The following is a 23,737-nucleotide window of genomic DNA, read 5'->3' as shown; positions in this document are numbered from 1 at the left end:
GGTGGAGCGTGCCCGTGCCGCTGGTGCGGGAAGACGGGAGGGCGGGAAGACGGGACGGCAGGACGGCGGGGCGGGAGGGCGGGCGGGGATCAACCCCGGGGGTGCAGGTGCGTCTCGATCGCGGAGCGGACGGATGCCGGAACCGGCGTCGGGCGCCGGGTCGCGGCATCCACGAAGACATGCACGAAGCGGCCCGTCGCGATCGGATCGTCCTCGCCCGGCCGCAGGATGCCGAGCGCCCAGGTGACGCTCGTCGTGCCGAGCCGCTCGACGTCGATGCCCACCTCGAGCGGCTCGGGGAACCCGGCCGACGCGCGGAACTCGCACGACGACGCCGCGCACAGCGCGATGGCGGCGCCGCCGACCGGTTCGAGGCCGCCCTCGCGGATCATGAACGCGTTCACGGCCGTGTCCATCGCGGCGTAGTAGACCGTGTTGTTGAGGTGGCCGTACTGGTCGTTGTCGTTCCAGCGCGTCGCGAAGGGCTCGCGGATCGGGTAGGCGGGCATGGACTCCTCCTCGGACGGATGCCGCGCCCGGCGCTGTGGACGGGGCACCGATTCAGCTCGACAGGCTCAGCCGTCGACGCGCAGCAGCAGGCGGAAGGCGACGCGCGCGCGTTCGGCGCTGGGTGCATCGCCCGAGATCAGGTCGGCGTACGTGAACGACTCCGAGAGCCGGACCAGCAGATACGCCAGCTCGCCGGGGGAGATCGCCCCGCCGAGCGGCGCGTCGCCCAGGTCGCGCCGGACCAGCCACTCCACCGTCGCGACGTACCGGCGCTGGATGGGGCTCTCTTTCGTCGTGAGCAGACGCAGCGCCCGCGCGGGCTCGCGCCGGAGGAACGACCGGAAGTAGTCGGCCGTGTTGAGGTCGTCGACGAAGTGCGTGAGCACCGCCGACATCCGCTCGCCGCCGGTGAGCGCGTCGCACGCGTGCTCGGCCTGCACGATGGTCGGGATCGCGAGCGACCACAGCACCTCGCCGAGCAGCGCATCGCGGTTGCCGACCCAGCGGAACAGCGACGTGCGGTCGACGCCCAGCGACGCCGCCAGGGCCGTCATGTCGATGCGCCGGCCGTCGATGAACGTGGCGCGTGCGGCCTCGAACGCACGCCGGGCGTCGGGATGCGATCCGTCGGCCAGGCGCTCCGAGAGCCACGACGGCGCGGCATCCGTCCCCACCGTGGCGATGGGCGAGACGGGCGCCGTGGTCGAAGTCATGCAGGAACTCTAGCCCCGTGCCGATGTCGAGATGCAACATCTCTCAGAACGTGGTGCAACATTCTCGAAAGTGATGCATACTCGTGCAAGACACGAAGGAGAGACGATGACGTTCACCCTGACCCCGCCCGACGTCGCGACCGGCGCGCCGGCCGCCACGCTCGACGCCGACTTCTACGGCTTCCAGCACCTGCTGACGGATGCCGAGCAGCGCGCCCTGCGCGAGATCCGCGAGTTCCTCGATACCGAGGTGCGCCCCTTCGCCGACGACCACTGGGACCGCGCCGAGAGCCCGCGGCACCTCGTGCCGAGGATCGCCGAGCTCGGCCTCTACGGTCATGCCTTCCCCGAGACGCGGCAGTTCGACAACAGCGACGTCTTCCGCGGCTGGGTCGCGATGGAGATCTCGCGCGCCGATCCGTCCACGGCGACGTTCATCGGCGTGCACAGCGGGCTCGCGATGACCTCGATCGCGGTCGGCGGCTCGGACGAGCAGCGCGCCGAGTGGCTGCCGGTGCTCGCGCGCGGCGAGCAGATCGCGTGCTTCGGGCTGACCGAGCCCGGCCACGGCTCCGACACCGCGAAGGGACTCGAGACGACGGCCGAGCGTCGCGGCGACTCGTGGTTCCTCAACGGCGCCAAGCGCTGGATCGGCAACGGCGCGTTCGCCGACCTCGTGGTGATCTGGGCGCGCGACGTCGCGGACGACCAGGTCAAGGGATTCCTCGTCCGCACACCGGCCGCCGGGTTCGAGGCGACGAAGATCGAGCGCAAGCAGTCGCTGCGCACGGTCGAGAACGCCGACATCGTGCTGCGGGACGTGGTCGTGCCCGAGTCGGATCGGCTCCAGCGCATCGACGGGTTCCGCGACCTCGCGGTGGTGCTGCGTCTCACCCGCGCGCACGTCGCGTGGCAGGCGCTCGGCGTCGCGGTCGGCGCTTACGAGTGCGCGGTCGCCTACGCCGGGGCGCGCGTGCAGTTCGGCAAGCCGATCGCGTCGTACCAGCTCGTGCAGCAGAAGCTCGCCGATGCGCTCGCGAACATCACGGCCTGCATCGGCATGTGCGTGCGGGTCTCGCAGCTGCAGGACGAGGGCGTCCAGCTCGATCAGCACTCCGCCATGGCGAAGGCCTTCGTGAGCGCGCGCGTGCGCGAGACCGTCGCCCTGTGCCGCGAGATCTGCGGCGGCAACGGCGTGCAGCTGGGCGGGCAGGAGCAACTCGGCATCCCCGCCGGCTACGGCATCGCCCGGTACTTCGCCGACGCCGAGGCCGTGTACACGTTCGAGGGCACGTACGACATGAACTCCCTCATCGTCGGTCGTGCCATCACCGGTATCTCGGCGTTCGTCTGAGCCGCGCCCGCCGTTCGAAGGAGAATCCCATGACCGAGGCCTACATCATCGCCACCGCCCGCTCGCCGATCGGACGCGCCCGCAAGGGGTCGCTCGCCGGGGTGCGACCCGACGACCTCACCGCCCGCATGGTGCGCGCGGCGCTCGACGCCGTGCCGGCGCTCGACCCCGCCCGCATCGACGACCTGCTCGTCGGCACGGGCCAGCCCGCCGGCGAGCAGGGCTTCAACCTCGCCCGCATCGTCTCGGTGCTGCTCGGCTTCGACACCGTGCCGGGAGCGACCGTCAACCGCTACTGCTCGTCGTCGCTGCAGACCACGCGCATGGCCTTCCACGCGATCAAGGCCGGCGAGGGGGACGTGTTCGTCTCGGCGGGCGTCGAGTCGGTGTCGCGTTACGCGGCGGGCGCGTCGGATGTTCCGGATGCCGTCAACCCGCGGTTCGGAGCGGCGCTCGAGCGCACGGCGGCCCGGGCCGAAGCGGGAGCGGCGAGCTGGACCGACCCGCGGCTCGACGGTTCGCTGCCCGACCCGTACATCGCGATGGGGCAGACCGCCGAGAACGTCGCGCAGGTGCTGGGGGTGACGCGGGAGGAGCAGGATGCCTTCGCGGCGAGGTCGCAGCAGCGTGCCGAGGCGGCGATCGCGTCGGGCTTCTGGGCCCGGGACATCACCCCGGTGACGCTCGACGACGCCACGGTCGTCGCGGCCGACGACGGACCGCGGCCCGGGGTCACCGTCGAGACCCTGGCCGGACTCGACCCGGTCTTCCGGCCGGACGGCACCGTGACCGCCGGCAACTGCTGTCCGCTCAACGACGGCGCGGCGGCGGTCGTGGTGGTGTCGGATCGCGTGGTCGACGAGCTCGGGCTGCAGCCGCTCGCGCGCATCGTGTCGACCGGCGTCTCGGCGCTCTCGCCCGAGGTGATGGGGCTCGGCCCGGTCGAGGCATCCCGTCGCGCGCTCGCGCTCGCAGGCCTGTCGATTGACGACATGGACCTCGTCGAGATCAACGAGGCGTTCGCGGCGCAGGTCGTGCCGTCGGCGCGCGAGCTCGGCGTCGACCCCGAGCGGCTGAACGTGCACGGCGGAGCGATCGCGGTCGGGCACCCGTTCGGCATGACCGGAGCCCGCATCACCTCGACGCTCCTCAACGGCCTGCGCGAGACCGGCGGGCGCTACGGCCTCGAGACGATGTGCGTCGGCGGCGGCCAGGGCATGGCGCTGGTGCTCGAGCGCGTGTGACCTCCCCGTTGCGGAGCCCTCCCGCTCGGCGGGCGACCGCTTCCGCAACAGACTCGGGCGCCGATCGCAACCCCCTCGCGCGGCGCCCTCGGCCTGCCGAGGCTGGGTGCATGAGCGATCGCGATGATGTGAAGCAGCCCCTCGACCACCTGCCCCCGCAGGAGGAGCGCGAGGGCGACGAGATCGACGAGCCCACCTACCCCGATTCGGAAGGCGTCGCCGGTGAGAGCGCGGTCAGCCCCGACACCGAGGCGGAGCCCGAGGCGCCGAACCGCCACGGCATCGACAAGCTGCCGCCGACCGGGCGCTGAGCGAAGCCGAGCGCGCCGAGCAAGCCGACAACCGACGGATGCCGGGGCCCCCGGCATCCGTCGCTCACCCGTGCAGGATCACGCCGCCGGTACGAACAGCCCGATCGTCTCGGCCACGAGCGCAGGGCGTTCGGCACCCTCGATCTCGACGGTGGTGCGCAGACCCACGCGGTGGCCCTGCGGCGCAGGTTCGACCGACACGATCTCGGTCACCGCCCGCACGCGCGAGTCGACGACGACCGGCTGCAGGAACCGCACCTTGTCGAGGCCGTAGTTCACGACCATCGACGTGCCGGCCACCGACAGCAGACCGCGCGTGAGACGGGGCAGCAGCGACAGTGTCAGGTATCCGTGGGCGATCGTGGCGCCGAAGGGACCGGATGCCGCGCGCTCGGCATCCAGGTGGATCCACTGCCAGTCCTCGGTCGCGTCGGCGAACGCCTGGATGCGCTCCTGGTCGATCGCGAACCACTCGCCGGTGGCTGTACTGCCCACGGCTTCCGACAGCGAGGCCGGGGAGTCGACGACGATGCTCATGCGCGCGGACCCCCGGCGACGTACAGCACCTGGCCCGACACGAACCCGGCCTCCTCCGAGCAGAAGTACGACACGGCGGCCGCGATGTCGTCGGGGTACCCGGCGCGCTGCACCGGCACTTCGGCGGCGCGCGCGGTGATGAAGTCCTCGAACGCGACGCCGATGCGCTCGGCGGTCGCGCGGGTCATGTCGGTCACGATGAACCCGGGCGCGACCGCGTTGGCGGTGACGCCGTACCGCCCGAGCTCGAGCGCGAGCGTCTTGGTGAAGCCCTGCATGCCCGCCTTGGCCGCGGCGTAGTTCGCCTGCCCGCGGTTGCCGAGCGCGGACGTGCTCGACAGGTTCACGATGCGGCCCCACCCCTGCTTGACCTGGTGCTCCTGCACGGCGCGCGACATCAGGAACGCGCCGCGCAGGTGCACGCTCAGGACGGCGTCCCAGTCGTCCTCGGTCATCTTGAACAGCAGGTTGTCGCGGATGATCCCCGCGTTGTTCACGAGGATCGTCGGCGCCCCGAGCTCGTCGGCGACGCGGGCGACGGCCCGCTCCACCGACGCCGCGTCGGCGACGTTCGCGCCGACGGCGAGCGCGCGGCCCCCGGCATCCGTGATGGCGGCGACGGTGCCGGCGCACTGCGCCTCGTCGAGGTCGAGCACGGCGACGGCGTAGCCGTCGGCGGCGAGGCGCTGGGCGGTGGCGGCGCCGATGCCGCGTGCGGCTCCGGTGACGATGGCGGTCCTGGTCATATGCGGTTCCCTTCGAATGTGATGAGCTGGCGCAGCTCGCCGCCTGCGGCGAGCCGGTCCATGGCGGCGTCGAGGTCGTCGAGGCCGATGCGGGAGGAGACGAGCTTCTCGAGCGGAAGGCGTCCCGCGCGCCACAGCTCGACGTAGCGGGGGATGTCGCGGCTCGGCACCGCGGAGCCCAGGTAGCTGCCGACGATGGTGCGCGCCTCAGCCGTGAGCAGGAGCGGCGACACGGCCGCTCGCGCGTCGGGAGCAGGCAGGCCCACCGTCACCGTGGTGCCCCCGGGCGCGGTGAGTGCGACGGCGGTCTCGAACGCGGAGGCGGCGCCTGCCGCCTCGATCACGACGGGGGCACGGATGCCGCGGCCCACCGCTTCGGCGGGCCCCAGCGCGTCGACGGCCCCGGACTCGCGCGCGAGCGCGAGCTTGCCGGGTACGGGATCGACGCCGATCACGTCGTGTCCGAGGGCCACGGCGACCAGCAGCGCGGCCATGCCCACGCCGCCGAGTCCGACCACGACGACGCGGTCGCCCGGGGCGGGGCGACCGGCGTTGACGACGGCGCCGCCGCCGGTGAGCACGGCGCAGCCGAGCAGCGCGGCGATCTCGGCCGGCACGTCGGTGTCGACCGGTACGACCGAGGCGCGGCTCACCACGGCGTGCGTGGCGAAGGCCGAGACGCCGAGGTGGTGGTACACGTCCTGGTTCTCGCCCTTGCTCACACGGTGCAGACGGATGCCGCCGCCCAGCAGTGTGCCGTCGCCGTTGGCCGCCGATCCCGGGGCGCACGGCAGCCGGCCGTCGGTGCGGCATCCGTCGCACTCGCCGCAGCGGGGGAGGAAGGTCATGACCACGCGCTGACCCGGTGCCACGTCGGCGACGCCGGGACCGAGCTGCTCGACGACGCCGGCGGCCTCGTGACCGAGCAGCATCGGCGTCGGGCGCACGCGGTTGCCGTCGACGACGCTGAGGTCGGAGTGGCAGACGCCTGCCGCCTCGACGCGCACGAGCAGCTCGCCCGGTCCCGGCGCGTCGAGCTCCAGCTCGGCGACGGTGAACGGCCGCGACCGGGCGAAAGGCGCTTCGGCGCCGGAGCGCTCGAGCACGGCTCCCGTGATCCGCATGCGACCTCCTCGTCGTCGGTGCTGCGACCCGCACGGCGTCGTCGCGGGCCCGATCGATCCAAACACGACGGTGCGTCGCGTGGTGTCGCGATCAGCATACCGACCGTGCGGTATGTTTGCGAATCACGGTGCTCCGGGGTCGCGGCGGAAGGCCCTTCCTCCCGCGGAGGGGCGTGCGCCGCGGTCGGCGCGCGGCTCAGTCGTCGAGGTGCTCGCGCAGTCGCCGGGCCAGCTCGGCGGTCGGCGTGCCCCGGGGGAAGACCGCCACCACGACGTCGTCCGCCGACGGGACCGACGCGTCGCCCGGCAGCACGCCGAAGCGGCGCCGCGCGTCGTCGAGCGCGGACTTGAGCACCGACACCGGCACCTTCCTGGGCCCGCGGAGGAGGCGGCGCAGCACGTGGTTGTGGATCGCGGTCACCAGCGCCGAGAACCCGACCGCGTCGAGCGGGTCGAGCCCGGGCAGCGACGCCCGCAGGTACTCGTCGAACAGGCGCTCGTAGCGGAACACCGTGACGATCTCGCGGTCGCGCAGCGCCGGCACGCCGCGCACGACGGCGTATCGCCGGCGGGCGAGTTCGGGGTCGGCCGCGAAATGCGAGTAGACGAGGACGGATGCCTCGCACACAGCCGCCCAGGGATCCTCGTGCGGCCGCGCCAGGAACGCGCGCAGCCGATCGAGCAGCAGCTCGTGATCGGTGAAGACCACGTCGTCCTTGCCGCCGAACTGGCGGAAGAAGGTGGAGCGCGACACCCCGGCCGCCTGCGCGATCTGCTCCACCGACGTCTGATCGAAGCCCTGGTCGGCGAACAGCTCGAGCGCGGCGGCCACCACCGCGGCGCGCGCGGCGGCCTGAGGAGCGGGAGCGGCTGCAGTGTCGGTCATCTCGCCGACGAGCCTAGTGCGGCGCGCCGCCGCGGGTGGAGGCATCCGTCACGAAACGCCGCTGCCACGATCAGCCGAACTCCTGGCGCGTCGCTGCGGTCGGGAGCGTTCAGCGAGCGGTAGTAGGCTGGGGGACTGGTCGATATCTCGACGTCAAGACGCTTTTCGCGTCACACCACCCCATTCGCCACCTGCGAAGGAATGCACTGTGGATCTGTACGAGTACCAGGCACGAGACCTTTTCGAGAAGTACGAGGTGCCGGTGCTCGCCGGCATCGTCGCCGATACGCCAGAGGCGGCCAAGGCTGCTGCCGAGAAGCTCGGCGGCGGAGTCGTCGTCGTCAAGGCACAGGTCAAGACCGGCGGTCGCGGCAAAGCCGGCGGCGTGAAGGTCGCGAAGACCCCCGATGAGGCGTACGAGGCCGCCCAGGCGATCCTCGGCCTCGACATCAAGGGCCACGTCGTCAAGCGCGTCATGGTCGCGCAGGGCGCGCGCATCGACAAGGAGTACTACTTCTCGGTGCTGCTGGACCGCGCGAACCGCTCCTACCTGTCGCTGTGCAGCGTCGAGGGCGGCATGGAGATCGAGGAGCTCGCCGTCGAGCGCCCCGAAGCGCTCGCGCGCATCGACGTGAACCCGGGCACCGGGATCGACAAGGCCAAGGCCGTCGAGATCGCGGAGGCCGCCGGGTTCGACGCCGGTCTCGTCGACAAGGTGAGCGACGTCTTCGTCAAGCTCTACAACGTCTACAAGGGCGAAGACGCCACGCTCGTCGAGGTGAACCCCCTCGTCCTCACCGAGGAGGGCGACATCATCGCCCTCGACGGCAAGGTCACCCTCGACGAGAACGCCGAGTTCCGTCACGCCGGTCACGCGCTCCTCGAAGACAAGGATGCCGCCGACCCGCTCGAGGCGAAGGCGAAGGAGAACGACCTCAACTACGTCAAGCTCGACGGCCAGGTCGGCATCATCGGCAACGGCGCGGGCCTGGTCATGTCGACGCTCGACGTCGTCGCGTACGCCGGTGAGAACCACGGCGGCGTGAAGCCGGCCAACTTCCTCGACATCGGCGGCGGCGCCTCGGCGGAGGTCATGGCCGCGGGCCTGGACGTCATCCTCGGCGACCCGCAGGTCAAGAGCGTCTTCGTGAACGTCTTCGGCGGCATCACCGCCTGCGACGCCGTCGCCAAGGGCATCGTCGGCGCCCTCGCCGAGCTCGGCTCGACCGCCTCGAAGCCGCTCGTCGTGCGCCTCGACGGCAACCGCGTCGAGGAGGGTCGCAAGATCCTCCAGGACGCGAACCACCCGCTGGTGACCCTGGCCGCCACGATGGACGAGGGCGCCGACAAGGCCGCCGAGCTCGCCAACGCCTGACGCTTCGACCAGCTCAGCGACCGGATAGAAAGAACAGAAATGTCGATCTTCCTCAACAAGGACTCCAAGGTCATCGTCCAGGGCATCACCGGCGGCGAAGGCACCAAGCACACCGCGCTCATGCTCAAGGCCGGCACCAACGTCGTCGGCGGCGTGAACGCCCGCAAGGCCGGCACGACCGTGCTGCACACCGACAAGGACGGCAACAGCATCGAGCTGCCCGTCTTCGCGACCGTCGAAGAGGCGATCGCGGCGACCGGGGCGGACGTGTCGATCGCCTTCGTGCCCGCTGCGTTCACGAAGGCCGCGATGATCGAGGCCATCGACGCCGAGATCCCGCTGCTCGTCGTGATCACCGAGGGCGTCCCCGTCGGCGACTCCGCCGAGGCGTGGGCGTACGCCACCGCCAAGGGCAACAAGACGCGCATCATCGGCCCGAACTGCCCGGGCATCATCACGCCCGACGAGTCGCTCGTCGGCATCACCCCGGCCAACATCACCGGCAAGGGCCCGATCGGCCTCGTGTCGAAGTCGGGCACGCTGACGTACCAGATGATGTTCGAGCTGCGCGACATCGGCTTCTCGACCGCGATCGGCATCGGCGGCGACCCCGTCATCGGCACGACGCACATCGACGCGCTCGCCGCGTTCGAGGCCGACCCCGAGACCCAGGCCATCGTGATGATCGGCGAGATCGGCGGCGACGCCGAAGAGCGCGCGGCCGACTTCATCAAGGCCAACGTCACCAAGCCCGTCGTCGGCTACGTCGCCGGGTTCACCGCCCCCGAGGGCAAGACCATGGGCCACGCCGGCGCCATCGTCTCGGGCTCGGCGGGCACCGCACAGGCGAAGAAGGAGGCCCTCGAGGCCGCCGGCGTCAAGGTCGGCAAGACGCCGTCCGAGACCGCCGCCCTGATGCGCGAGATCATCGAGTCGCTCTGAGCCCCACCGGCACCTGAGCTCGTCTCGCGAAGACGGATGCCGCAGCCTCGCGCTGCGGCATCCGTCTTCGTCGTCTCAGCCCGCTCGCCGCACCGCCGACTCGGAGCCGGCCGTATCGTGGAGTCATGCCGCTGACCGGAGAGTACATCCCGTCCACGTCCGAGTGGGCTCGCACCCAGGCCGAGAAGTTCGAGGCCTCGAACGGGGCGAAGTCCAACACCCTGCGCGGGGTGCCCATCATCGTGCTGACGACCGTCGGCGTGAAGACCGGGGCGCTGCGCAAGACGGCGCTCATGCGCGTCGAGCACGACGGCCGCTACGCCGTCGTCGCATCGAAGGGCGGCGCTCCCGACGAGCCGAAGTGGGCGGAGAACATGCGCCGCCACCCGCACGTCGAGCTGCAGGACGGCGCGGTCAAGCGCGACTACGACGCCCGCGAGCTGACCGGCGACGAGCGCGCCCGGTGGTGGGAGCGTGCCGTGGCGGTGTGGCCGGACTACGCGAACTATCAGACGAAGACCGACCGGCTCATCGCCGTCTTCGTGCTCGAGCCCCGCGACGCCTGAAGCGCCGGCGCACCGGACCGACCGCGCCCGCGATGACCGACATCGAGCTCACCCGCGTCCCGGGCGGCGCGGTGACCCTGCACGACGCGCGCCGCAAGGCGACCTGGCGCGTCGAGCTGGAGCCGTTCGAGCTCGGCGTGTACGCGGTGACCCAGGAGCAGCTCGCGGAGCTGCTGGGGGAACCGGCGCGGCATCCGCGGCGCCCCGCGGTCGAGGTGAGCTGGCAGCGGGCGATCCGATTCTGCAACGCCGCCTCGGAGTGGGAGGGCCTCGACCCCGCCTACACGTTCGAGGGTGAGGACGTCACGTGGCACGTCGACGCCGACGGCTACCGGCTGCCCACCGAGGCGGAGTGGGAGCACGCGTGCCGGGCGGGGTCGACCGGGCCGCACTACGGGCCGCTCGCCGAGATCGCCTGGACGAGCGCCGACGGCGTCCCGACCCCGCAGGAGGTCGGCGGCAAGCTCCCGAACCTCCACGGGCTCTTCGACATGCTCGGCAACGTGTGGGAGTGGTGCTGGGATCTGCTGGACCCCGCTCGCTACGGCGACTACCGCGTGTTCCGCGGCGGCGGGTTCGCCGACGACGCCTGGAGCGTGCGCGCCTCGGTGCGCCGCGGCGGCGGCCCGCGCATGCACCACGACGACGTGGGGTTCCGTGTCGCGCGCGGCGGCTTCGATGCGATCGACGCCGCGCAGGGGTGGTCGCGCCGCGCCGACGAGGAGCGCTGACCCCGACGGCCCGCTGCCGCTCGGCTGGACGCCGCTGCGCTGACCACGCGCCGTGCGCTCGCGTCTTCCCGTGTCACGACGCGCCGTGACCCGCGCGCGACCCCGCGTGTCGCGCCACCTGAACCGGGAGCAGACCGCGAGGGCGACGGATGCCGCGGCCCGCGGCATCCGTCACGGTCTCAGCCGGCGAGCAGCGCCTCGAGCGGCCCGCGGGCGAAGTAGAGCACGAAGCCGGCGGCGACGATCCACAGCAGCAGGCTGATCTCGCGCGCCTTGCCCGACAGCGACCGGACGACGACCCACGTGACGAAGCCCGCGCCGATGCCGTTCGCGATCGAGTAGGTGAGCGGCATCACGGTGATCGCGAGGAACACCGGCAGCACGATCGAGAAGTCCGAGAAGTCGATGAACCGGATCTGCGACATCATCAGCGCACCGACGATCACCAGTGCGGCGGCGGCGACCTCGGTCGGCACGATCGACACGAGGGGCGTGAAGAACATCGCGACGAGGAACAGGACGCCCGTCACGACGTTCGCGAAGCCGGTGCGCGCGCCCTCGCCGATACCCGAGCCGGACTCGATGAACACCGTGTTCGACGAGCTCGAGGTGAAACCGCCGGCGACCGCGCCGACGCCCTCGACGATCAGCGCCGACTTGATGCGCGGGAAGTCGCCCTTCGCGTCGGCGAGGCCTGCCTCCTTCGACAGGCCCGTCATCGTGCCCATCGCGTCGAAGAAGTTCGTGAACACGAGCGTGAAGACGAGCATGAGCGCGGCGAGCACGCCGATCCGCTCGAACGAACCGAACGAGACCTGACCGATCAGCGACAGGTCGGGAAGGCTCACGAGCGACGAGGGCAGCTCGGGAACCGAGAGGCCCCAGCCGCCCGGGTTGACGGCGTCGCCGTCGAACTTCGGGCCGAGGTTCCAGATCGCCTCGACGACCACCGCGATCACCGTGCCCGAGACGAGGCCGATGAGGATGCCGCCCTTGACCTTGCGGGCGACCAGGATGCCGGTCAGCAGCAGCGTGAAGACGAAGATGAGCGTCGGGACGGTCGCGACCGAGCCGTCCACGCCGAGACCGACCGGGGGCGACGAGAGGCTGGTCGCGGTCACGAACCCGGCGTCGACGAAGCCGATGAAGGCGATGAACAGGCCGATGCCGACCGTGATCGCGAGCTTAAGCTGGATCGGGACGGCGTCGAAGATCATGCGCCGCAGACCCGTCGCCGCCAGCAGCACGATGATGAGGCCGTTGATGACCACGAGGCCCATCGCCTCGGGCCAGGTGACCTGACCCACGACGGCGACCGCGAGGAACGAGTTGATGCCGAGGCCGGCCGCGAAGGCGAACGGCAGGCGCGTCACGAGCCCGAAGAGCACCGTCATGACACCGGCCGTGAGCGCTGTGACGGCGGCCACCTCCGAGAACCCGAGCCTGTTCCCGTCGACGTCGACCCCGCTCGAGAGGATGATCGGGTTGAGGATGACGATGTAGGCCATCGTCACGAACGTCACGACCCCGCCGCGCACCTCGGTGCCGACCGTCGAACCGCGCCGGGTGATCTCGAAGAACCGGTCGAAGCCGCTCTTGGGCTGAACGTTCCCGTCCGGCTCGGCGGCGTCGGGGATCTCGGGCGTGGTGGACGGGGCTGTGCTCATGGGGGACCTCCGACGACGACGTTAGCGGCATCGGGTGCCGCCTGGGAATTCGCTGAGCAGGTACCGCCCGCCTGGGCGCCGGGCGGGCGAGGCGACCGGGCGCGCACGGCCGGGCGAAGTAGGGTCGATGAGGCCATGCACCGCCTCATCGTCGCCTTCCTCGCAACCGTCGACGCCGCCATCGCGGTCGCCGTCGGTCTCGCCGCGACCCTTGCGCCGCTGACGCTCCTGTGGGTGTTCGGACTCGGCGGCGCCGCCGACTGGGGCGTCCTGTGGCCGACCGCGGTCGCGGTGTGGCAGCTGGGCAACCTCGTGCCCCTGCCGGTGACCCTTCCCGCCGACTACCTCGCTGCGACGAGCATCGACGCGGCTGCGGCATCGTTCACCCTTTCGCTCGCACCGCTCGCGTTCGCGGCCTTCACGGCGATCTTCGCCGCACGCTCGGGCGTGCGCGCATCGCGGGCCGACGCGTGGCTCACCGGCGTCGTGACGGGCACCGCGGTCTTCGCGGCGCTCACCGCGGGCGCGGCGCTGACGTCGCGCACCGACATCGTCACGCCCGTGCTGTGGCAGTCGATCCTGATCCCGATCCTCGTCTTCGCGGTGCCGGCCCTCGTCGCCGCCGTGGTGACGGAGTGGCGCGAAGCCGGCGGCGGAGTGATCGCACGCGTGCGCGATCGGGTGGAGGCCGACCGGCACGGCTGGGCCGACGTCCCCGCGCTCATCGCACGCGGCACGGCCGTGGTCGTGGTGGGCCTCCTGGGGGTCGGCGCCGCCGTCACCGCCGTCACGGTGTTCGCCCGCTCCGGGCAGATCGTGGCGCTCTACCAGGCCGGGAACGTCGACGTGATCGGCGCCATCGTGGTGACGCTGGCCCAGTTGGCCTACGCGCCGACGCTCGCCGTGTGGGGCTCGGCGTTCGTCGCCGGCCCCGGATTCCTCGTCGGCGAGGGGGCATCGGTCTCGCCCGCCGGCACGCAGGTCGGCGTGATCCCCGGCATCCCGGTGCTCGGCGCGATCCCCGAGTCGGCCACGCCGTGGCTGCTCCTGCTCGCACTCGCGCCGGTCGCGCTCGGAGCATTCGCCGGCTGGATCGCGCGTTCGCGCCTCGTCGACGCGCCTTCGCGGCAGCGCCGCGCGCGACGGACGGATGCCGTGGCCCGCGGCGTCCGCAGGCGACGCGGCGCCGCGAGGGGGCGCGGCGAAGACGGCAGCCCTCGAGGGACTCCTGGCGGGATCGGTGCCGACGCCCGAGCCCGAGGACGACGCCCCGGCGGTGCACGACCCGGTCGTCCCGCGTCTGGTGATCGCGGTCGGCATCGCCGCCGTCTCTGCGGCCCTCGCCGCGGCACTGGCCGCGTTCGCCTCGGGATCGCTCGGGCCCGAGCGGCTCGCGGTCGTCGGCCCTGAGCCGGGACCCGTCGCGCTCGCCGTCGGAGCCGAGGTGCTGCTGGGCGCCGCGATCCTGCTCATGTCGCCGGGCGCGCGGCGCACGCGCACGAGCCGATCGGGGCCCGAGCCGGACGCACAGGCCGGGCCGCGGCATCCGGAGCCTTCGACGGCCACACCTTCTCCGCTGCCGCCGTCGCTGTCGGAGGGGACTTCGGCGTCGCCGTCGCCCTCGGCGGCAGGGGCTTCCGACGGCGTGTCGAGCGAGGCCCGCACCGAGCCCATCGAGCTTCCGCGGGTCGACTGAGCCCGCGCCGGCCACGACGGCGGCAACACCGTGTGGGGCTGGTGGGAGAAGGACAACGGGTACCTTTCGCGGGACTCGGAGTCGTTCCGTAACATTGCGCACATCGTCGCCAACGGAGAGGTGCTGCCGTGACCACAAGGTCGGCGCGGGCGCGATTCCGCGCGAAAGCTGCGCTCGCTGCGACGACGGTGCTCGCAGCGTCGATCCTGACGGGATGCGGAGGTGGCCCGGTGGCCGATCCGACCGGAGACGAGCTCTACGCGCAGTCGGAAGAGGTGTACTTCGAGTACCGCGAATTCGTCAACGGCCTGCTCGCCGTGATCCACGACGGCCCCTGGGAGGTGCGCGACAGCGGGGCCTACGGGATGGTGCCCTCCGGCGGCGGATGCGGCGACGGCTGGAACTTCAGCCTGAGCCGCGCCACGGCGGTGGACCCGGCTGAGCTCGACCGGCTGCGGGAGGACGCCGCCGACTATCTCACCGACGGCGGGTACCAGGTGGAGGGGATGGACGCCGGATCGAGCGAGGTGGTCTCGCGCGACGTCATCGTCCGGGAGCAGGGGCTGTTCTCGTTCCTCACGGTGACGTTCGTGAACAACGGCAACGTGCTGGTGGTCGCCGACACGGCGTGCCACCCCGGCGATCACTTCGAACTCGGCGACATGCTCTTCGGTGACGCCCAGCTTGCGAAGGGGTACCTTCCGCGGGAGGAGTCGCCGTCGGATCCGCTTTTCTTCGGCATCACGCCGGACGACCCGCAGTTCCTGCCGTCGCCTTCCCCTTCGCCGTGACTGCCGCGCCGGCGCCCGCTCCGCCCGGCGGCGACCGGCGCGAGGGATCGTTGCCGGGTAAGTAAGCTGAGTGGGTGCTCACGGTCGCCGTCCTCATCTCGGGCGCAGGGTCGAACCTGCGCGCCCTGCTCGAGGCGGCTGCCGACCCCGGATTCCCCGCCCGCGTGGTCGTCGTCGGCGCCGATCGCGAGGCCGAGGGCTTCGCGCATGCCGAGGAGTTCGGCATCCCCACGTTCATGGTCCCGTTCGTGCAGTTCGACAGCCGCGACGACTGGGGCCACGAGCTCGGCGAGCACCTCGCCGTCTGGCGGCCGGATCTCGTGGTGCTGAGCGGACTCATGCGCCTGCTGCCGTCCGGGCTCGTCGACGAGTGGTCGCCGCGCATCCTCAACACGCACCCCGCGTACCTGCCGGAGTTCCCCGGAGCCCACGGCGTCCGCGACGCGCTCGCTGCGGGCGTCGCGCAGACCGGTGCCAGCGTCATCATCGTCGACAACGGCGTGGACTCGGGGCCGATCCTCGCGCAGGAGCGCGTCCCGGTGCTGCCGGGCGACGACGAGCACACCCTCCACGAGCGCATCAAGCCCGTCGAGCGCCGCCTGCTCATCGACGTGGTGCGCCGGGTCGCCACCGGCGAGCTCGACCTCGCGCAGGTCGCGGCCGCCGCGACCCCCTGACCGCCACCCATCCCCACCGAGGAGATACGCCATGGCCGGCCCGAGCCACGACCCCGCCCTCTACCGCCCCCGCGACGTCGTGCCGATCCGCCGTGCCTTGGTGTCGGTGAGCGACAAGACCGACCTGCTCCGCCTCGCCGAGGCTCTCTCGGCCGCCGGCGTCGAGATCGTGTCGACGGGCGGTTCGGCGAGCCTGCTGCGCGAAGCCGGGTACGAGGTCACCGATGTCGCCAGCGTGACCGGCTTCCCCGAGTCCCTCGACGGCCGCGTGAAGACGCTGCACCCGAGCGTCCACGCCGGACTCCTCGCCGACCTCCGCCTCGCCGACCACGAGCGCCAGCTCGACGAGCTCGAGATCGCGCCGTTCGAGCTCGTCGTCGTGAACCTGTACCCGTTCGTCGAGACGGTGCGGTCGGGCGCCGCCGGCGACGACGTCGTCGAGCAGATCGACATCGGCGGGCCCGCCATGGTGCGCGCGTCCGCGAAGAACTACGCCAACGTCGCGATCGTGGTGTCGCCCTCGTCCTATCCCGCTGTGATCGAGGCCATCGCCGCCGGCGGCACCAGCCTCGTGCAGCGCCGCGAGCTCGCGGCGCGCGCCTTCGCCCACACCGCGGAGTACGACCGCGCCGTCGCCACATGGTTCGCGGAGGGCACCCTCACCGAGGAGGTCCTGCCCGCGCACCTCACGATCAAGGCCGAGCGGCTCTCGACGCTGCGCTACGGCGAGAACTCGCACCAGCGCGCCGCGATCTACACGCGCAGCGGCGGTCACGGCATCGCCCAGGCCACGCAGCTGCAGGGCAAGGAGATGTCGTACAACAACTACGTCGATGCGGATGCCGCCCTGCGGGCCGCATTCGACATGGTCAAGCCCGCCGTCGCGATCATCAAGCACGCGAACCCCTGCGGCATCGCCGTCACCGCTCCGAACGCGCTCGACCCGATCGCCAGCGCGCACCTGCGCGCACACGAGTGCGACCCGGTGTCGGCCTACGGCGGCGTGATCGCCGCCAACGGCACCGTGACCCTGAAGATGGCCGAGAACCTCAAGGACATCTTCACCGAGGTGATCGTCGCGCCCGACTTCGAGCCGGCCGCCCTCGAGGTGTTCAAGGCCAAGAAGAACCTGCGTCTGCTGCAGCTGCCCGCCGACTGGCAGCAGGAGCGCATGGACGTGCGCCTGGTGTCGGGCGGCCTGCTGCTGCAGGACGCCGACCGGTTCCCCGACGACATCGAATCGGTCGCGCGCGACTGGCAGCTCGTGTCGGGGGAGCGCCCGGCCGACGAAGACATGACCAACCTCATCTTCGCCTGGAAGTCGTGCCGCGCCGTCAAGTCCAACGCCATCGTGCTCGCAAAGAACTCCGCCACGGTCGGCATCGGCATGGGGCAGGTCAACCGCGTCGACTCGTGCCGGCTCGCCGTCGAGCGGGCCGGAGACCGCGCCGCCGGCTCGGTCGCGGCGTCCGATGCCTTCTTCCCGTTCGCGGATGGACCGCAGATCCTGATCGACGCGGGCATCCGGGCGATCATCCAGCCCGGCGGCTCGGTGCGCGACGACGAGGTCATCGCGGCGGCGCAGGAGGCGAACGTGACGATGTTCTTCACGGGCGAGCGGCACTTCTTCCACTGATCCCCGACGACGGCCGCGGGCGCGGCCCGCGTTAGGGTCGATCCGGAGTCGGCATCAGGAGGATCGGTGATCTGGGAGATAGACGAGGCGTCCCGAAGCATCGAGGGTCTCGATGAACGGGGGCGCGCGCGGCCCGAGTACGCCGCGTCGCTCGGGCTCGTGCCCGCGCCGTTCGGCCGTCGTGCGCTCGCGGCGACGATCGAGGCCGCGGTGTACGTCGTGCTGCAGCTGCCGATGCTCCTCGTCGCGCTCCCGGGCCTGGTCGCGCTCACCGCGTCCGGCGCGCAGCCCACGAGCGGCGGCCTCCTGCTCATCGTGATCTGCGCAGCGGTGTCCACCGTCCTGACGACCGCGTACGTCATGACGCAGCTCGCGCTCCACGGGCGCCGCGGCGTCACCCTCGGCAAGGCCATCACCGGACTGCGCTCGGTCAACGTGCGTACCCTCGAGCGCCCCGGCTTCTGGCGGGGCGCCGTGGTGCGCGCGCTCGTGCTGTGGGGGAGCTTCGCGGTGCCGCTGGTCGGTCCGGTGCTGGTGATCGCCCTCTCGCCGTTCTTCGACGGCGAACGCCGAGGGCGCGGCTGGCCCGACCTCGCGGCAGCGACGTGGTTCGTCGACGTCCGCCGCGGCCTGAACCCGTATGACGTCAAGCGCATGCGCATCGCCCGCAAGACGGTCGCGACCGACCTGCAGGACGACCGCAGCGAGCTGCCGTCGCTGGCCACGCCCGTCGGCGAGCAGTCCGCTGCGGCGGCGTACATCCCGACCTCCCGCAGCAGCGGGGGCGTGCTCGGCGCCCTGCGCGCAGACGGCGCTGCGGCCGACGAGGCGCGCCCCGACATCCCGCTCACCGGTGCCGGGCTCGCGCCGGCCCAGGCGAGTCCGGAGGCCGGGCCGTCCGTCGCGGGCGTCCCGGCGTGGTCGCCGCCGGCGGCGGATGCCGCGGCCCCGCAGCCCTCCCCGGTCCCGCAGGCGGGCCCCGCGGCCGCACCGGCCGCCGGGGGCGCCGCGTGGGTGCCGCCGCGGCTGATGCCGGACGCCGAGCCCGCCGCTCCCGCGGGCGGCCCTCGGCCCTCCCCGGCACCCGTCCCCGCGCCTTCGCCCGCCGCGCGTGCGGCCGCCGCGCCGTCGAGGCAGGCGCCCTCGGTGCCGGCGCCCGCGGTGCCGACGCCCCCGGTGCGCGAGGCGTCCGCGACGCTGACGCTCGACGACGGTGGCGTCATCGAGATCCGCGGCAGCGGCATCCTGATCGGTCGCGATCCGGCGTCCTCGCCCGGCGACCCGCGCCTCGTTCCGGTCGCCCTCGCGGACCCGTCCATGTCGGTCTCGAAGACGCATCTCGCGGTGATCCGGGCCGGCGCCGACCTCGTCGCGATCGACCTCGGCTCGACCAACGGCACCGCGATCGTCCGGAAGGGCGTCGAGCACCCGCTCACCCCGCGCGAACAGGTCGCCCTGCGCGACGACGATACGATTCGGCTCGGAGACCGCCACGCCCGCCTCCGCATCGGCTGACGCCGGCATCCGCACGAGGAACCCCTGATGAGACTCAAACTGACGCTCCAGCGGCGCGACGACCAGCGCACCGACATCGTCGTCACGTCCGACACCACCGCGACCGTGCAGGACGTGGCGCGGCGCATCGCCGAGGCCGATCCGGCGCACGACGTCGTGGCGACCCCGGAGGACGTCCTCACACTGCGGGTCGCGCCCCCGACGTCGGCGGCGTTCACGCTCCTCGAGCCCGAGATGCTCATCAGCGACGCCCCCGTCGGCTCGGGCTTCGTCGCGTCGATCGTGAACCTCGGGCCCGGCTACGTCTCGACCCGTCGCGCCGGGGCTCCGGCCGCCGCCATCCTGTACGTCGTCGCCGGCCCCTTCTCGGGCCGCGAGTTCCAGCTGCCCCGCGGCCACTTCACGATCGGCCGAGCCGCCGGAGCCGACATCGTGCTCGACGACCCGCTGATCTCGAAGCGGCACGCGCGCATCGAGGTCGGCGGCACGGTGGAGCTCGTCGACCTGAACTCCGCGAACGGCATCGTCGTCGACGGCGGGCTCGTGCAGCGCCTGCGCGTGATCCCCGGCCAGCGCTTCATGCTCGGAGACACCGAGCTGGTCGTCCAGATGGTGCAGGACTACGCGCCCGCCGACCCCGACCCGGTGCTCGAGCGGGGCGGCTCGCTCCTCTTCAACCGCAGCCCGCGCGTCGAGCCGCGCTACGTCGGCGAGGAGCTGCCCGAGCCGCGGATGCCGAAGGACCCGATCTCGCGGCTCTTCCCGTGGCCGATGCTGGTCGCGCCGATCATCCTCGGCGTGTCGATCTTCGCGATGACCGGCCAGCCGCGCTCGCTGCTGGTGGTGCTGCTGTCGCCGCTGATGCTGCTGGGCAACTTCATCTCGCAGCGCACGCAGGTCGGCCAGCGCGTGAAGAAGGAGGCCGAGGTCTTCGAGCGCACGTTCGAGGAGCTCGAAGAGACCCTCTACCGCGAGCGCCCGCGCGAGCGCGAGGTGCGCAACGCCGAAGTCCCGCCGGTCGCGGTCGTCTTCGAGCAGGCGATGCGGCTCGGTCCGATGCTGTGGACAAGGCGCCCGGAGCACTGGAACTTCCTCGCGGTGCGCCTGGGCACCTCCGAGGCGTCGTCGCGCACCACCGTCAAGCGGTCCGACAACCCCGACGCGCTCCAGGAGTACGTCGACCGCGTCGAGCGCCTGCGCGACCGGTACCGGATGATCGACGGCGTGCCGGTGCTGGAGTCGCTGCAGAGCGTCGGCGTCATCGGCGTCGCCGGGCCGGCGCGCGAGGCCGCCGACGCGCTCCGGGGGCTCAGCGTGCAGCTGTTCGGCCTGCACTCGCCCAACGAGCTCGTCGCCGTCGCGCTCACCGAGCCGCAGTGGGCGCGCCAGCTGGAGTGGCTCAAGTGGCTCCCGCACACCACCAGCGAACGCAGCCCGTTCCGCGACATGCCGCTGTCGGACTCCGCCTCCACCGGCGCCGCCCTGCTGTCGGGCCTCGAAGAGCTCGTCATGCGCCGCTCGAAGGCGGCGTCGTCACCGCGGCTGCCGCTCGACGACGACTGGGATCCGATGCGGTACGGCACCGACGTGCGTCGCGCCGCCGAGGAGGCCACCTTCCCCGGCCAGACCGCGGTCCTCGTGATCGTCACTTCCGATGCCCCGGTCGACCGTGCCCGCCTCACCCAGGTGCTCGAGCGCGGCGCGGACGTGGGCGTCTACGGCATCTTCGTCGCCCCCGTCGTCGAAGCCCTCCCGGCGGTCTGCCGCAGCTTCGTCGACGTCTCTCGCGGACTGCAGGCCGCCCAGGCGGGCACGGTGCGCAGCGGAGCCGAATACCCGCAGACGGTCGTCGAGGGCGTCTCGAACGAGCTCATGACCGTGCTCGCCAAGCGCCTGGCCCCCGTCGCCGACTCGAGCACCGTCATCGAGGACTCGTCCGACATCCCCAACTCGGTCATGTTCCTCTCGCTCGTCGGCGCCGAGATGGCCGCAGAACCCTCGTTCGCGATCGAACGCTGGCGCGAGAACAACACGATCCTCGACCGCTCCGGCGCGACGCTGCCGAGGCTGAAGAAGTCGGGCAACCTGCGCGCGATCGTCGGCCAGGGCACGGCCGACGCGATGACGCTCGACCTGCGCACGCAGGGCCCGCACGCGCTCGTGGGCGGTACGACAGGTGCCGGCAAGTCCGAGTTCCTGCAGGCGTGGGTGCTGGGCATGGCGGCTGCGCACAGCCCCGATCGCGTGACCTTCCTCTTCGTCGACTACAAGGGCGGGTCCGCCTTCGCCGACTGCGTCGAGCTGCCGCACTGCGTCGGGCTCGTGACCGACCTGAGCCCGCATCTCGTGCGCCGGGCCCTGACGAGCCTGCGCGCCGAACTGCACTACCGCGAGCACCTCTTCAACCGCAAGAAGGCGAAGGACCTGCTCGAGCTCGAGAAGCGGCGCGACCCCGACACGCCTCCCGCCCTCGTGCTCGTCATCGACGAGTTCGCCGCGCTCGCCGGCGAGGTGCCCGAGTTCGTCGACGGCGTCGTCGACATCGCACAGCGCGGCCGCTCGCTCGGCATCCACCTCATCATGGCCACCCAGCGGCCCGCGGGCGTCATCAAAGACAATCTGCGCGCCAACACCAACCTCCGCGTCGCGCTGCGCATGGCCGACGAATCGGATTCGAAGGATGTCGTGGACGACCCGGTCGCCGCGCGGTTCGATCCGGGCATCCCGGGGCGCGGCATCGCCAAGACCGGGCCCGGCCGCCTCGTGCCGTTCCAGTCGGCGTACGCGGGCGGCTGGAGCAGCGACGAGACGCCGGCCGCCGACGTCAGCGTCGCCGAGCTGCGGTTCGGATCGGTGCAGCGGTGGGAGCTGGACGACAAGGGCGACGACGCCGCGCACGACGTCGATCCCGGCCCCAACGACCAGAAGCGCATCGTGTCGACCCTGATCGCGGCGGCGCAGCAGGCGAGCATCCCGGCGCCCCGCCGGCCGTGGCTGGACGACCTCGAGACGACCGTCGACATCCGGGCGCTGCGCGCGGGGAGGGCGGGCTCCATCCTGCTGGGCAAGAGCGACATCCCGGAACGCCAGCTGCAGGAGGCGGTCTACTTCGAGCCCGACCGCGACGGTTCGCTGCTGGTCTACGGCACCAGCGGCTCGGGCAAGTCGACCGTGCTGCGCACCGTCGCGATCTCGGCCGGGATGGGCCGCCGGCCCGAGAACGTCGCGGTGTACGGCCTCGACTTCGGGTCGGGCTCGCTCAAGAGCCTCGAGGTGCTGCCGCATGTCGGCTCGATCATCCCCGGCGACGACGCCGAGCGCGTCCAGCGCATCATGCGCTCGCTCGGCCGCGTGCTCGATGACCGCGGCAAGCGCTTCAGCGCCGCCAACGCGTCCAGCGTCGCGGAGTACCGCGAACTGACCGGACGCGACGAGTCGCGCATCATCCTGCTCCTCGACGGACTCCCGCAGTTCCGTGCCGAATGGGAGAGCACGACCGCACGGATGCCGTTCTATCAGGCGTTCATGCGGATCCTCGGCGAGGGCCGGCCCCTCGGCGTGCACGTCGTGGCGACCGCGGACCGCTCGGGCTCGGTGCCCACCGCGGTCAGCTCGAACGTGTCGCGTCGCGTCATCCTGCGTCTGTCGGATGAGAACGCCTATGCGCTGCTCAACGCCCCGAAGGACGTGCTCGACGAGCGTTCCGCCCCCGGCCGCGCGATCGTGGACGGCTTCGAGACGCAGATCGCGGTGCTCGGAGGCACGCCCAACGTCGCGGAGCAGACGAAGCTGCTCACGCAATGGGCCGAGGAGCTGCGCGCGCTCGGCGCGCGCGAGGTCGATGAGATCGGCTCGCTCCCCACGCGACTGCCGTGGACGTCGCTGCCGGAGCGCATCGGCGAGTTCCCGTCCCTCGGCATCGCCGAGGACACCCTCGCCGCCCGCGACTTCGACCCCGTCGGCACGTTCGTGGTGTCGGGGCCGCCGATGGCAGGCAAGACGAACGCGATGAAGGCGCTCATCACTTCGATGGTGCGGTTCGACCCGGCGGTGAAGCTCTTCCACTTCGGCGGACGCCGCTCGCAGCTGAAGGACTTCGCGCCGTGGATGCGCAGCGCCACGACCGTCGACGACGCGAAGGAGCTCGCCACCGAGCTCGCCGAGCTCGTCGCCGACGAGTCCCTCCAGGCCCGCCTGATGATCGTGATCGAGGACGTGCCGCAGTTCGCGGACTCGCCGGCCGAGCGCCCGCTCAAGGCGCTCTTCCAGGCGGTGAACCGCAGCGAGCACCTCCTCATCGGCGATGCCGACGTCACGCAGGTCACCAGCGGCTTCGGTCTCATCGGCGACTTCAAGGGCGGCCGCAAGGGCATCATCCTCAAGCCCGACGCGTTCGACGGCGACGCGGTCTTCAAGGTGCCGTTCCCGAAGGTCAAGCGCGCGGACTTCCCCGAAGGGCGCGGCATCTTCGTCCAGGCCGGCCGCCAGGTCACCGTGCAGCTGCCCCTGGTCGACGCGCCCACCCTGCCGGTCGAGCCGGCGGCCGCGGCATCCGTCCCCGCCGTGGAGGGCGCGGGGCACGTGACCGCCGACGCACCCGGCGCGTGAGGCCGGCGCGGGCAGCCGGATGGGGAATGGTCCCCATCGTGGTGTGTGTCGGGGTCGGTTAGGTTCTGAGTGTCGGCCCGGTGGGGGCCGGGTTTTCTGAGTGAGGGA

General features: G+C 72.0%; 20 protein-coding genes and 1 pseudogene. 14 read left to right on the top strand and 7 right to left on the bottom strand.

The window, feature by feature from the left end; all coding sequences use genetic code 11:
- Positions 1-89: 89 nt before the first annotated feature.
- Positions 90-509 carry an acyl-CoA thioesterase gene (locus tag IM778_RS12850; RefSeq protein WP_194409255.1) on the bottom strand — a complete coding sequence of 140 codons (420 nt, stop codon included), beginning with the start codon at positions 507-509 and terminating at the stop codon, positions 90-92.
- A gap of 66 nt (positions 510-575) precedes the next feature.
- Positions 576-1,223 (bottom strand): QsdR family transcriptional regulator, encoded by a 648-nt coding sequence (locus IM778_RS12845; RefSeq protein ID WP_194409254.1) that lies wholly within the window; start codon positions 1,221-1,223, stop codon positions 576-578.
- Positions 1,224-1,329: 106 nt separating this feature from the next.
- On the opposite strand from IM778_RS12845, the gene IM778_RS12840 reads away from it, so the two are divergent.
- The 3 genes from IM778_RS12840 (at position 1,330) to IM778_RS12830 (ending at position 4,132) form a co-directional block, all read left to right on the top strand.
- A complete protein-coding gene (locus tag IM778_RS12840; protein ID WP_194409253.1) occupies positions 1,330-2,577 on the top strand; it encodes an acyl-CoA dehydrogenase family protein in 1,248 nt (415 codons plus the stop codon).
- A gap of 29 nt (positions 2,578-2,606) precedes the next feature.
- Positions 2,607-3,821, top strand: coding sequence for an acetyl-CoA C-acetyltransferase (locus IM778_RS12835; RefSeq protein ID WP_194409252.1), 1,215 nt, complete (start codon positions 2,607-2,609; stop codon positions 3,819-3,821).
- A gap of 110 nt (positions 3,822-3,931) precedes the next feature.
- On the top strand, positions 3,932-4,132 hold the full coding sequence (locus IM778_RS12830) for a hypothetical protein (RefSeq protein ID WP_194409251.1): 201 nt from the start codon (positions 3,932-3,934) through the stop codon (positions 4,130-4,132).
- Between the two features lie 78 nt (positions 4,133-4,210).
- On the opposite strand, the gene IM778_RS12825 is transcribed toward IM778_RS12830, so the two are convergent.
- From IM778_RS12825 to IM778_RS12810, 4 genes are all read right to left on the bottom strand, one after another.
- A complete protein-coding gene (locus IM778_RS12825) occupies positions 4,211-4,669 on the bottom strand; it encodes a MaoC family dehydratase (protein WP_194409250.1) in 459 nt (152 codons plus the stop codon).
- The gene (locus tag IM778_RS12820; protein WP_194409249.1) at positions 4,666-5,415 is read right to left on the bottom strand and encodes an SDR family oxidoreductase; all 750 of its coding nucleotides are present in this window, start codon (positions 5,413-5,415) and stop codon (positions 4,666-4,668) included. Before IM778_RS12820 ends, IM778_RS12825 begins: the two co-directional genes overlap by 4 nt.
- Positions 5,412-6,539 (bottom strand): alcohol dehydrogenase catalytic domain-containing protein, encoded by a 1,128-nt coding sequence (locus IM778_RS12815; protein WP_194409248.1) that lies wholly within the window; start codon positions 6,537-6,539, stop codon positions 5,412-5,414. Before IM778_RS12815 ends, IM778_RS12820 begins: the two co-directional genes overlap by 4 nt.
- 196 nt (positions 6,540-6,735) lie before the next feature.
- Positions 6,736-7,425 (bottom strand): TetR family transcriptional regulator, encoded by a 690-nt coding sequence (locus tag IM778_RS12810; RefSeq protein WP_194409247.1) that lies wholly within the window; start codon positions 7,423-7,425, stop codon positions 6,736-6,738.
- A gap of 208 nt (positions 7,426-7,633) precedes the next feature.
- Here IM778_RS12810 and sucC point away from each other — a divergent pair, with 208 nt between their 5' ends.
- The 4 genes and pseudogenes from sucC to IM778_RS12790 all read left to right on the top strand — a co-directional run bounded on the left by sucC (position 7,634) and on the right by IM778_RS12790 (position 11,082).
- Positions 7,634-8,800, top strand: a complete 1,167-nt coding sequence (gene sucC / locus IM778_RS12805) for an ADP-forming succinate--CoA ligase subunit beta (protein WP_194409246.1) — start codon at positions 7,634-7,636, stop codon at positions 8,798-8,800.
- A 39-nt stretch (positions 8,801-8,839) separates the two neighbouring features.
- Positions 8,840-9,742, top strand: coding sequence for a succinate--CoA ligase subunit alpha (sucD, locus tag IM778_RS12800; protein WP_194409245.1), 903 nt, complete (start codon positions 8,840-8,842; stop codon positions 9,740-9,742).
- Positions 9,743-9,867: 125 nt separating this feature from the next.
- The gene (locus IM778_RS12795) at positions 9,868-10,308 is read left to right on the top strand and encodes a nitroreductase family deazaflavin-dependent oxidoreductase (RefSeq protein ID WP_194409244.1); all 441 of its coding nucleotides are present in this window, start codon (positions 9,868-9,870) and stop codon (positions 10,306-10,308) included.
- Between the two features lie 32 nt (positions 10,309-10,340).
- Positions 10,341-11,082 (top strand): annotated as a pseudogene (locus IM778_RS12790) (formylglycine-generating enzyme family protein).
- A 136-nt stretch (positions 11,083-11,218) separates the two neighbouring features.
- Here IM778_RS12790 and IM778_RS12785 read toward each other — a convergent pair.
- Positions 11,219-12,706: an NCS2 family permease gene (locus IM778_RS12785; protein WP_228484541.1), complete on the bottom strand. Its 1,488-nt coding sequence runs from the start codon at positions 12,704-12,706 to the stop codon at positions 11,219-11,221.
- Between the two features lie 135 nt (positions 12,707-12,841).
- Between IM778_RS12785 and IM778_RS12780 the strand changes: the two genes are divergently transcribed.
- The 7 genes from IM778_RS12780 (at position 12,842) to IM778_RS12750 (ending at position 23,629) form a co-directional block, all read left to right on the top strand.
- Positions 12,842-14,116 carry a cell division protein PerM gene (locus IM778_RS12780; RefSeq protein ID WP_194409242.1) on the top strand — a complete coding sequence of 425 codons (1,275 nt, stop codon included), beginning with the start codon at positions 12,842-12,844 and terminating at the stop codon, positions 14,114-14,116.
- A complete protein-coding gene (locus tag IM778_RS12775) occupies positions 14,010-14,402 on the top strand; it encodes a cell division protein PerM (protein WP_194409241.1) in 393 nt (130 codons plus the stop codon). The genes IM778_RS12780 and IM778_RS12775 overlap by 107 nt, the downstream gene beginning before the upstream one ends.
- 128 nt (positions 14,403-14,530) lie before the next feature.
- On the top strand, positions 14,531-15,193 hold the full coding sequence (locus tag IM778_RS12770) for a hypothetical protein (protein WP_194409240.1): 663 nt from the start codon (positions 14,531-14,533) through the stop codon (positions 15,191-15,193).
- Between the two features lie 74 nt (positions 15,194-15,267).
- Positions 15,268-15,870, top strand: coding sequence for a phosphoribosylglycinamide formyltransferase (gene purN, locus IM778_RS12765; RefSeq protein WP_194409239.1), 603 nt, complete (start codon positions 15,268-15,270; stop codon positions 15,868-15,870).
- Positions 15,871-15,901: 31 nt separating this feature from the next.
- Positions 15,902-17,506 carry a bifunctional phosphoribosylaminoimidazolecarboxamide formyltransferase/IMP cyclohydrolase gene (gene purH, locus IM778_RS12760; RefSeq protein ID WP_194409238.1) on the top strand — a complete coding sequence of 535 codons (1,605 nt, stop codon included), beginning with the start codon at positions 15,902-15,904 and terminating at the stop codon, positions 17,504-17,506.
- Positions 17,507-17,572: 66 nt separating this feature from the next.
- Complete coding sequence (locus tag IM778_RS12755) at positions 17,573-19,021, top strand: RDD family protein (protein ID WP_194409237.1); 1,449 nt, start codon at positions 17,573-17,575, stop codon at positions 19,019-19,021.
- Positions 19,022-19,048: 27 nt separating this feature from the next.
- A complete protein-coding gene (locus IM778_RS12750) occupies positions 19,049-23,629 on the top strand; it encodes an FtsK/SpoIIIE domain-containing protein (protein WP_228484540.1) in 4,581 nt (1,526 codons plus the stop codon).
- Positions 23,630-23,737: the final 108 nt, after the last annotated feature.

The organism is Microbacterium cremeum, assembly GCF_015277855.1.
Lineage (GTDB): Bacteria > Actinomycetota > Actinomycetes > Actinomycetales > Microbacteriaceae > Microbacterium > Microbacterium cremeum.
This window is presented reverse-complemented; position numbering and strand designations above follow the sequence as displayed.